Below are 9,653 nucleotides of genomic sequence, written 5' to 3'. Positions count from 1 at the left end.
TATATGAGTATACCACTTCTACTCATCAGGTAGCATAGTAAAAAAATTGAAGCCCGTCAGGGTTTATTTGATATGCCTAATTTTATAAAATCTATAAAAGATAATAAAAAACTATATGGAAAGACCGCATTTTGTATAAAAATATACCTTAAGTTGATGGATGTGTGGTGGTACCCCATTCCCATCAACTTAAGAATTTAGGGGTAGTTTGTTTTTCTTCGCTTAATGGGTATCGGTTCCCCCTATTTGTTAAAAATATGGTCAAATGAATTTAATATACAAACAGAACGTGGTAAAAGAAGGCGTCGCAGATACTCTCAGGGAAATACAACCGAATGAGAAGCCATAAACAAACATGTTCTTATAATCAAGTTTGAGCATGGAGAAATGTAGAACTTGATTTATTTGTTCCTAAAGAAGAAAAACAGAATTAGAAAAAAATTTAGATGAAGTATTAGAAAATCAGTAATTATAAATTCAGTTTAATCAAGCCTAAACTGTCCGAGCAGACAATTTAGGCCTGATTTTACATATATACAGGAAAAAATTTCATTCCCATCTGTATATTTCTCAATTATCTGTCAATAATAAGAGTAACATAATATTTTCTCCACTCCCCCTTGGAGATCCCTTAAATGGAGCAGTTAGCTTTTGCTAGCTGCTCTTTTTATTTGTCCGCACACTATGATGAAATACTCATAGATCAAATCCATTTTTCATCACGTAACAGGAAACAGCGTATTTTTTAATCTATTTATTTTTCAACGAGTCTTTGTATGCAATGATTTTATTTTCAAGCATCTTCTCTGTAACTTCTAAGTTTTCTCTTTGAATCTGAATAGATTTCCTGTGATCTTCTAGGAGCTGTAAACGAGCTTCAGTTGTATGCTCCCCTTCTGTATATAATCTAGCGTATTCTCTTATTTTCGCTATTGGCATTTGCGTTTGTTTTAACTTCATTACAAACTGCAACCACTTTATATGTGATTCTTCATACAGTCGATTTCCATTTGTATCGCGATTTGCAATTAGTATGTTCTCTTTTTCATAATAACGTAATGTATGTGTGCTCACTCCTAATAATGTAGCTACCTCGCTAATTGTGTACATACTCATACTCCCTCCGCATGCCATTTGCCCTCATATATTTTGCGTTCTTATCAAATTTATAAAAAACATTTGACTTAGAGTATACTCTAACAAATACAATCTAACCATAAATGAATTTGAACTTAGGGGGATTTTATATGAAATATACTGTTATTACTGGTGCTAGTTCTGGAATTGGCTATGAATCGGCTTTAGCCTTTGCATCTCGTGGAAAAAATATAATACTTGTAGCTCGAAGAAAAGAAGAATTAGATGGATTAAAATTGAAAATTAACGAAATGTATCCGGAGTTAGATGTTGTCATTCGAAGAACTGATTTATCCGTCACGGAAAATGTTTATAAACTTTATGAAAGTCTCCAAAGTTTCCAGATTGAAACGTGGATTAACAACGCAGGTTTTGGTAATTTTGCCTCAATTGCTGAACAAAATTTAAATAAAATAGAAACGATGTTGCATGTAAATATAGAAGCACTAACAATACTCTCTTCCCTTTTCGTTCGAGATTATTCAATGATTGATGGAACACAGCTTATTAACGTTTCATCAGGCGGTGGATATACGATTGTCGCTAATGCTGTTACGTATTGCGCTACGAAATTCTATGTAAGTGCATTTACAGAAGGATTATCTCACGAACTGAAAGAACAAGGTGCAAAATTACAAGCAAAAGTTTTAGCTCCTGGTGCAACTGAAACAGAGTTCGCGAAACGATCATTTGATGTTGATGAATTCCAATACGATAATGTTGTACCAAAATTCCACACTGCAAAACAAATGGCACAATTTATGCTCGACCTTTATGATAGCGATAAAGTTATAGGGCTTGTCGATGGTTCTACTTATAACTATGAGCTTAAAAATCCCATTTTTAATTTTGCAGTAAGAAAAACAAATTCAAATTCTTAACAACATCTCATTTCTGCCTAAAATATAGATACCCACTATTTCTTAAATAATAGTGGGCTTTTTTCTCTCTAAACATTTCACCCAACATACCTAATCATCGCCACTTCATCGCAATAATCAACTTTTGGACAATGCCTGCAATCAATCCACACTTTCTCTGGCAACACTTCCTTATTCACAAAATCAAACCCGCACTTTTGAAAAAATTCCGTTTCATATGTTAAAGAAATTACCCTGTTCACTTTTATCTTTGCCGCCTCATTCATAACATGATTCACTAACATACGCCCTATCCCTTTTCCTGCATATGTATGCGAAACTACTAAAGATCGTACTTCTGCAAGATCCTCTCCTAACACATGTAAGCCAGCAACTCCAACGACTTCCTCTCCTTCTTTCATAACATATAAACATTGCAAATATTGATAGAGAGACAAAAGAGAACGCGGTAAAACAACCCCCTCTTTTGCATAAACTTCAATGAGACTATAAATTTCTTTCACATCACTCGTAACCGCATTACAGATTTTCATATTATATCCCCTTGCCCCCAATATTAATATTTATAACTTAAAATGAATTTTAATTCATAATTTTATATAATAATACATCTCTCTTTTCTCCTCGTCAATCACTTTATACAAACAAAAAACCAAGCAATCTAATCGATGCTCGGTTCCTCATTTCGTATCGGCAATACCGTCGAATATTTAATTTCACGCAGTGCTAAACTTGTCTGTATCCGTGTAATACCAAGCTTGTTCAACTTTCTAATAAACTGCTCCAGTTCTTTACGATCACGATTTGCAACTTTTAATAAATAATCATATTCCCCTGTTAAACAATGACATTCTAACACTTCAGGCATCGATTCTAATTCTCGTTCTAGCACTTCAAGCTTTTCATACTGATGAATATTCGTGCTCATAAAAATGAAGCATAGTAAATCAAAACCGAGCTTTTCTTGATTTAAAATTGCTACTTGCTTATCAATAAAACCTTCTCCATCTAACCTTTTTATTCTTGCATGCATCGCAGCTGGAGATAAATTAACACGGCGTGCAAGTTCTGCATTACTTACTTGTGATTCTTTCTGCAATATATCTAAAATTTGTACATCCAAATCATCTAACACTTTAATAACAGATGACTCCATAATGATTCCCCCTTTTTTCTTACCGATGATTATTCGAAAAAACATCCCTCAATTCAAACAAAACTAAATATTATTCTCCAAAATACAAATCAAACGAAATGTTTTATTGATTTTTAACCATTATACAAAAGAATATATTACACAATAAAGAAAAATGCTAAAATTATTTACAATTCGTATTGATTATAACAAAGGGGATTTTAATATGCCTTATTTTTATGTCTTTTTACTATTATTAACGAGCTTATTATGGGGAGGGAATTTTGTCGTTGGGAAATCTCTCGTCGACCATGCCTCACCGATGACACTGACGAGTTTAAGATGGATCATTGCGATCGTTTGTTTATTACCTATGGTATGGTTTAAAGAAAAGAAAATCCTGCCACCGCGCGCTGCGATACTACCTTTAATACTGATGGGGATTTCAGGAGTCGCTCTCTTTAACATCTTTCAATTTTTAGCATTAGAAAAAACATCCGCAACGAATGTGGGTCTCATCTCTACATTGAATGCAATTTCAATTGCACTATTTTCGGTATTATTTCTAAAAGAAAAAGTAAATACACTTCAAATATTATCCATGACCCTTTCATTCTTCGGGGTTATCCTCGTTCTATTAAAAGGTGATTTCTCACTTTTATTTTCACTACATTTTAATAGCGGAGATTTATGGATGATTGCGGCAGTTTGTATTTGGGGGATATATTCTGTGTGCAGTAAATGGGCAACAAAAACAACTACACCACTAATGGCGACGTTATATTCTGGTATTTTCGGCATTATTTTATTATTGCCATTTAACATCGGGAACTTCACTGTTTCAAATATAAATACATCATTCATTACATCGCTTTTATATACAGGAATCATTTCAACAGTACTTTGTATGGTATTTTGGAACATTGGTGTACAAAAATTAGGAGCTACAACATCGGGAATTTTTCTAAACTTCAATCCGATTTTCACAGCTATTTTAGCATTCCTTTTCCTAGGAGAAGAATTAACATGGATACAAATTTTAGGTACAATTGTCGTCGTGACAGGATGTTATTTATTTTCTCATTTCAAAACAGTTGCTGTTCAGCCAACTAGAGCTTTACTGCGCAAACATTCTTAATCAAAAAAACATCGCCACCAAAGTGGCGATGTTTTTATTTACCTTTCATTTCTTTCACATACTTCTTTTCTTCTTCTGGCGATAAACGTTCTGTTGCCTTTCCAGTATCACCACCTTGAATTTCCCACAAAAAGTTATGCTCCTCAACCGTTTGTGAAAAATCCCCTTTCTCCCAGCGCTCCAAAGTAGCAAGTAACTTTGATTTATTTTTAAAATTTGTACTGCTTTCTACCGCTTCCTTCGCACTACGAATTTCCTTATTTGTCATTTCAATAAATCCCCATTTTTCAGAGGATTTCACTTTTTGATGTACCATCCTATGCATGGTAGAAATAATTTCATCTTCACTAGCTTGTTGCTTCTCTTCCTTTGCTTTCTTCCCTTGTTGCCCCGTTACATTTTGTGCTTTCAGACTCTTCTCCTCTTCTTCTATATAATTAAGAAGTTTCGTAACACCGAATACAGCTCCTATCGCAATTACAATCATTGTAATTGTCCCTATAATCCATTTTTTCATATTATGTATTCCCCATTCCCCTAATAATCACATAAACAAATGGAATCGCCTGCGCACAGCCGATTCCATTTGTTTCCTTATTCTATTTTAAACCTTCATCGCTTCTCGCACAATAAAACTATCCACATATTGCTTAAATTTTATAATTTTCCCATTTTCAAGCTGCCATATATGAACAAATTCTGCTTCAAACAATTTTCCCGTTTCTTTATAAACTCCTGAATAAACACCTTCAGCAATAATTACATCTTTTCCGTTTACTTCATGGTACATATTTACACTCGCTGTATAATCATCCCATTCTGATCCTAAACGACTAAATACATTTTCCATTATAGCCTCTGTACCTATATACGTTCCGCCGTACGGGAAACCTTTTGCCTCTGTCCATTCTATTTTTTTAGAGAGGGCTTCTGCTAAATGTTTTGCATTCGAAGAAGCTGATCCTTCATACGTACTTTGAATAATTTCTAAATTTGATTTAAGCATAGTAATTCCTCCCTCGTTTATTTATTCTTTACACAAGTCGTAACTATTGTAGTTACAACTTGTGTAAAAAAATATGCTAATTCATTTCATTCTTAACTTAGTTATTGTAACTATTATAGTTACAATAACTCTTTAAGTCAACAATTTATAAATAAAATTTACTTCGTTTTCATTACTTTCTCTTTTAAGAAACGATCTACATATCCTTCTGCTTTTACAACGAATAAATACGCACCCATTGATAATAATGCAAGATCTAATTCATATCCTGGATTCTTGCCATCTCCTAATAATCCTGCTGCTCCATTTACCTTTACGATAGCTCCAGCTAAAATAAGAGCGAATAACAATCCTACATATCGAACACCTAAACCGATAATTAATAATATACCACCAACTAATTCAACTGTCGCTATGCCATACGCAAGGCCACCTGGTAAACCGATACTTGTAAACCATCCTGCTACGTTATCTATACCTGATTGAAACTTTGCTAAACCGTGTGCAAAGAACGTAACTCCTAACACGATACGAATAATTAAATTCCCAATATATTGATTCATTTTGAACTCTCCTTTTTTGTTTTGTTATGGTGAACATTTATTCACAAGACAAAACAATACGGTATTTCGTTTCATTCGTCAAATGCTTTTTTTAAAGAAAACAAAAAACATTATCCGTTTTACGAATAATGTCTTTTATAAAATAGCGCTAATTCCAGCTTTTACTCAATCGCACAGAAAAAGTTGAAACTTTTTTCCAGCACCAATATAAGGCAATAACGGCACGTCCTCTTCCACAACCATTCCGACAACATTCACCTTCTCATCTGTAGGCAAATCATTTATAACAACTTGCATCTCGCCGGCATATCTACCGTACAATTCATTATCAATTGTAATACTGCCTTTCTTTCTTGCGATTGCCTGCATCGGCTGTAAAATCACTTTATTTCCTTCCCTTGATTCTACTGAGCGAATGACATCACGTGCTGGGTCTAATCTATTTGTATGCACTTGCTCTACTACTTTTAATACTTCATTTTCATTTATAAATGACTCATATCGCAGCGGAATAATCCCTCTACTCGCGCTCGCAATTTCTTGTACACTTTCTAAACTAGCACTTATATCTCCAATCAACACTTTATCGACATCACAATCTTGAACAAGCTCTAAAAACGCTTCAAGCGGGCGCATATTGCGGTGCTTTTCTAACGTTGGTAACCCTTCATATAACGGGCCACGTTTATCCTCATCTCCCGGAATAAATGCCATCGTTTTTATTCCACACGCATGTAAATATTGATTTTGCTTTTGTAAGAAGGACCTTGCTAGTCCTGTTTCTGGACGCGGATAAAAATTATGCCACGCTTCTACATTCTCTACCCGTATATTTTCCGCAAGTAACTCTTCCCAGAAAGATTCTGTAATCGTACTCGCATTTAAAGCTACTTTCATCTTATGAGATACACGCGCAATTTCCTTCGGCGCAATGCCATAATCCATTCGTAAACCAGTAATGCCAAAGCCCAATAACACTTCCACATTTTCATACGTTATTCCTAAATGATTTAACGACTTTGGAGATATATCCACCATTAATTCCATTTCATTTTCGAGAGCCTGTTTCCCTAATGTTTGAATTAACTCTTTATACGTATCTGGATCATCTTCCGGAATATGAAGTGATGTAAAAATAGATGAAAATCCGTTTTCCTTCGCTATTTTTAGCCACTCTTTTTGTTTGTCTGCTTGCCCTTTTGAAAGATAAATTGAAACTCCTATCATATGAATCTCCCTTTCTATGAATAGAAAAAGAGAAAGGAATCCCTTTCTCTATATGTTTTCTGCCATTTCTTCTTTAAATCCGAAGAAGTACGTGAAGATAAATCCGAAAGTATATGCAATGACTAAACCTAAGAAATATAGTAAATATTTATTATCAGCAATTAACGGGATTAAAGATAATCCTGATACGCCAATTCCGAGTGAAGCCGTTTTCATAACTGCTTGGAATGCACCACCGACAGCCGCTCCTAAACAAGCAGTGATAAAAGGTTTTCCAAGTGGTAATGTAACCCCGTATAATAACGGCTCACCAATCCCTAAAAACCCAACTGGCAATCCACCTTTAATTACGTTACGAAGTCGTTTATTTTTTGTTTTTACATAAATTGCAATCGCTGCGCCCACTTGACCAGCACCAGCCATTGCGAGTACTGGTAATAAAGGTGTTACGTGCGTTTGATTAATAAATTCCATATGAATCGGTGTTAAACCGTGGTGTAATCCGACCATAACGAGTGGTAAAAACGTTCCGGCTAGCACTGCTCCAGCAAATGCTCCGCCAACATTTAAAATTGCGTTAATACCACTCGTAATACCATCAGATAAAAATCCCGCTGCTGGCTGAATCGCTAACATCGTTACTATACTTACAGCTAATACAGTAATAAGCGGTGTTACAATAATATCTACTGCATTCGGCACTGCTTTTCGTACTCTTCTCTCAACTACTACCATAAGCCACGCTGCAAAAATAACTGCAAACAATCCGCCCCGCCCAGGTACCATTGCCTCACCAAATAATTTCACATTTGCCATCGCCGGATTGAAAATTAAAATGCCCGCAATCGCCCCAAGAACTGGTGTCCCGCCAAATTCTTTCGCTGTATTCCAACCGACTAAAATCCCTAAAAATGTAAAGATACCGCCGCCAATGAGTAGTAGCATTTGTAGCCATGTAGCATTCGGATCAGCACCAGCGTTTTTCGCAAAGTTAGCAACTCCGTTTATAATTCCTGATGCAACAAGACCAGGTATTAACGGAATAAAAATGTTACCTATTTTTCGTAAAAAGTTCTTCACTGGTGTATTATTTTTCTTCTTCATCTCTGATTTAATCTCTTGACCAATATCTTCAAGATGATGATCTGCAACCTCACCAATTCGTAATCCTGTTAAAACTTCCATTTCAGCTGCTACTTTATTTACAGTTCCTGGACCAACAACAACTTGAAGTGTTTCATCTTCAATGACGCCCATAACGCCTTCAACCTTTTTCAAAAGATCCATATTCACTTTACTTTCATCATGAAGCGTTAACCTCAGTCTCGTCATACAATGAGCAATGCCACGAATATTTTTTATTCCCCCAAGTTGCTCTGAAATTTCTTTGGCCATTCTCTCTTCTTTCTTCATAATAGAATCCCCCTCCCTATTCTTATCGTTTCACTTTATAATGCTTTCTTCACAAAGCCTTTCGCTTCTTTTAGTTTTTCTAGTGCTTCCCCATACTCACACTGTAGTAATACCATAACGATAGCAACTTTCACATTACGATTTGCTTTTTCGTAATACTCTGCCGCTACTTCATAACTAACTCCTGTTGCTTCCACAATAATTCGTTTTGATCGTTCTACTAACTTTTCATTCGTAGATTGAACATCTACCATTAAGTTTTTATATACTTTTCCTACACCAATCATTGACGCTGTTGAAATCATATTGAGCACTAATTTTTGCGCTGTACCAGCCTTCAAACGTGTTGAGCCTGTTAATATTTCTGCACCTGTCTCCACTTCTACATTGAGTTTTGCATACTTACTTATTTCAGCATTTTTATTACAAGAAATACTCGCCGTACTTGCTCCCACACTATGTGCGTATTTCAATCCGCCAATTACGTAAGGGGTTCTACCACTTGCGGCAATACCAATCACTGTATCTTTCTCGTTTAAGCCAATACTTTTCAAATCTTCTTCTGCTAACTCTTCGCGATCTTCGGCACCTTCCACCGCCTTAGTAAACGCTTTCAATCCACCTGCTATAAATCCTTGCACCATTTTATCATCTGTTCCAAATGTTGGTGGGCATTCCACCGCATCTAAAATGCCTAAACGGCCACTCGTACCAGCCCCAATATAAATTAATCGGCCCTCTTCTTCAAAAGATTTAATAACAGTCTGTACGACCTTTTCAATGTGTTCTATTTCTTTTTCAACTGCTAACGCAACAGTTCGATCTTCTTCATTCATACTTTGTAACACTTCTTTTATACTCATCTCATCTAGATTCGTCGTTTTCTCATTACGGTGTTCTGTCGATAAATTTTCTAACATATTGCCACCCTCTTTGAAATTATATTTCACACTTTTATTATAACTTTAAGAAACTAAAAATCAATATCTCTTTCTTATTTTATGAAATAAAATTTCACAACATGACATATTTTTGTCAAAGATAATAAAGTGAAACTTTAATCAGCCCGACCCCCACCTAACTTTCTTTGCTTCCGCTGAATTTTGAGGGAGGGGTCTTACTGCCCGTCAAATAGCGGGATAAAAAAAAGATG

Annotated in this window: 11 protein-coding genes and 1 pseudogene; 3 read left to right on the top strand and 9 right to left on the bottom strand. The window is 35.3% G+C overall.

Annotation, left to right across the window (positions count from 1 at the left end; genetic code table 11):
• Positions 1-225: 225 nt before the first annotated feature.
• Positions 226-466 (top strand): annotated as a pseudogene (locus tag JDS81_RS30560) (MerR family transcriptional regulator); the annotation flags it as partial.
• Positions 467-750: 284 nt separating this feature from the next.
• Here the strand turns inward: JDS81_RS30560 and JDS81_RS23330 are convergent.
• Positions 751-1,110 (bottom strand): MerR family transcriptional regulator, encoded by a 360-nt coding sequence (locus JDS81_RS23330; RefSeq protein ID WP_097953250.1) that lies wholly within the window; start codon positions 1,108-1,110, stop codon positions 751-753.
• Between the two features lie 137 nt (positions 1,111-1,247).
• On the opposite strand from JDS81_RS23330, the gene JDS81_RS23325 reads away from it, so the two are divergent.
• Positions 1,248-2,018, top strand: a complete 771-nt coding sequence (locus tag JDS81_RS23325) for an SDR family NAD(P)-dependent oxidoreductase (RefSeq protein WP_070172767.1) — start codon at positions 1,248-1,250, stop codon at positions 2,016-2,018.
• A gap of 77 nt (positions 2,019-2,095) precedes the next feature.
• Here JDS81_RS23325 and JDS81_RS23320 read toward each other — a convergent pair whose 3' ends face one another.
• Positions 2,096-2,551, bottom strand: a complete 456-nt coding sequence (locus tag JDS81_RS23320) for an N-acetyltransferase (RefSeq protein ID WP_000686679.1) — start codon at positions 2,549-2,551, stop codon at positions 2,096-2,098.
• A 128-nt stretch (positions 2,552-2,679) separates the two neighbouring features.
• Positions 2,680-3,174, bottom strand: coding sequence for an Lrp/AsnC family transcriptional regulator (locus tag JDS81_RS23315; protein WP_000446110.1), 495 nt, complete (start codon positions 3,172-3,174; stop codon positions 2,680-2,682).
• Between the two features lie 205 nt (positions 3,175-3,379).
• On the opposite strand from JDS81_RS23315, the gene JDS81_RS23310 reads away from it, so the two are divergent.
• Positions 3,380-4,291: a DMT family transporter gene (locus JDS81_RS23310; protein ID WP_001146259.1), complete on the top strand. Its 912-nt coding sequence runs from the start codon at positions 3,380-3,382 to the stop codon at positions 4,289-4,291.
• A gap of 34 nt (positions 4,292-4,325) precedes the next feature.
• On the opposite strand, the gene JDS81_RS23305 is transcribed toward JDS81_RS23310, so the two are convergent.
• The 6 genes from JDS81_RS23305 to murQ all read right to left on the bottom strand — a co-directional run bounded on the left by JDS81_RS23305 (position 4,326) and on the right by murQ (position 9,420).
• Positions 4,326-4,808 carry a PRK06770 family protein gene (locus tag JDS81_RS23305; RefSeq protein WP_000758760.1) on the bottom strand — a complete coding sequence of 161 codons (483 nt, stop codon included), beginning with the start codon at positions 4,806-4,808 and terminating at the stop codon, positions 4,326-4,328.
• 87 nt (positions 4,809-4,895) lie between these two features.
• Positions 4,896-5,297, bottom strand: a complete 402-nt coding sequence (locus JDS81_RS23300; protein ID WP_000920283.1) for a nuclear transport factor 2 family protein — start codon at positions 5,295-5,297, stop codon at positions 4,896-4,898.
• 158 nt (positions 5,298-5,455) lie between these two features.
• The gene (locus JDS81_RS23295) at positions 5,456-5,860 is read right to left on the bottom strand and encodes a DoxX family protein (RefSeq protein WP_001077742.1); all 405 of its coding nucleotides are present in this window, start codon (positions 5,858-5,860) and stop codon (positions 5,456-5,458) included.
• 165 nt (positions 5,861-6,025) lie between these two features.
• A complete protein-coding gene (locus tag JDS81_RS23290) occupies positions 6,026-7,087 on the bottom strand; it encodes a DUF871 domain-containing protein (protein ID WP_097953251.1) in 1,062 nt (353 codons plus the stop codon).
• A 48-nt stretch (positions 7,088-7,135) separates the two neighbouring features.
• Positions 7,136-8,500 (bottom strand): PTS transporter subunit EIIC, encoded by a 1,365-nt coding sequence (locus JDS81_RS23285; protein ID WP_000711285.1) that lies wholly within the window; start codon positions 8,498-8,500, stop codon positions 7,136-7,138.
• Positions 8,501-8,535: 35 nt separating this feature from the next.
• A complete protein-coding gene (gene murQ, locus JDS81_RS23280; protein WP_000892376.1) occupies positions 8,536-9,420 on the bottom strand; it encodes an N-acetylmuramic acid 6-phosphate etherase in 885 nt (294 codons plus the stop codon).
• Positions 9,421-9,653: the final 233 nt, after the last annotated feature.

Origin of the sequence: Bacillus cereus group sp. N31, from assembly GCF_016483245.1 — a bacterium.
GTDB classification, from domain to species: Bacteria; Bacillota; Bacilli; order Bacillales; family Bacillaceae_G; genus Bacillus_A; species Bacillus_A toyonensis.
Note: the sequence above shows the minus strand (reverse complement) of the source record. Positions and strands in the feature narration are given on the sequence as shown.

Bases quoted from the DNA above. Each gene is read 5' to 3' on its own strand.
- JDS81_RS23330 (WP_097953250.1), bottom strand. From the start codon at position 1,110: ATGTACACAATTAGCGAGGTAGCTACATTATTAGGAGTGAGCACACAT.
- JDS81_RS23325 (WP_070172767.1), top strand. From the start codon at position 1,248: ATGAAATATACTGTTATTACTGGTGCTAGTTCTGGAATTGGCTATGAA.
- JDS81_RS23320 (WP_000686679.1), bottom strand. From the start codon at position 2,551: ATGAAAATCTGTAATGCGGTTACGAGTGATGTGAAAGAAATTTATAGT.
- JDS81_RS23315 (WP_000446110.1), bottom strand. From the start codon at position 3,174: ATGGAGTCATCTGTTATTAAAGTGTTAGATGATTTGGATGTACAAATT.
- JDS81_RS23310 (WP_001146259.1), top strand. From the start codon at position 3,380: ATGCCTTATTTTTATGTCTTTTTACTATTATTAACGAGCTTATTATGG.
- JDS81_RS23305 (WP_000758760.1), bottom strand. From the start codon at position 4,808: ATGAAAAAATGGATTATAGGGACAATTACAATGATTGTAATTGCGATA.
- JDS81_RS23300 (WP_000920283.1), bottom strand. From the start codon at position 5,297: ATGCTTAAATCAAATTTAGAAATTATTCAAAGTACGTATGAAGGATCA.
- JDS81_RS23295 (WP_001077742.1), bottom strand. From the start codon at position 5,860: ATGAATCAATATATTGGGAATTTAATTATTCGTATCGTGTTAGGAGTT.
- JDS81_RS23290 (WP_097953251.1), bottom strand. From the start codon at position 7,087: ATGATAGGAGTTTCAATTTATCTTTCAAAAGGGCAAGCAGACAAACAA.
- JDS81_RS23285 (WP_000711285.1), bottom strand. From the start codon at position 8,500: ATGAAGAAAGAAGAGAGAATGGCCAAAGAAATTTCAGAGCAACTTGGG.
- murQ (WP_000892376.1), bottom strand. From the start codon at position 9,420: ATGTTAGAAAATTTATCGACAGAACACCGTAATGAGAAAACGACGAAT.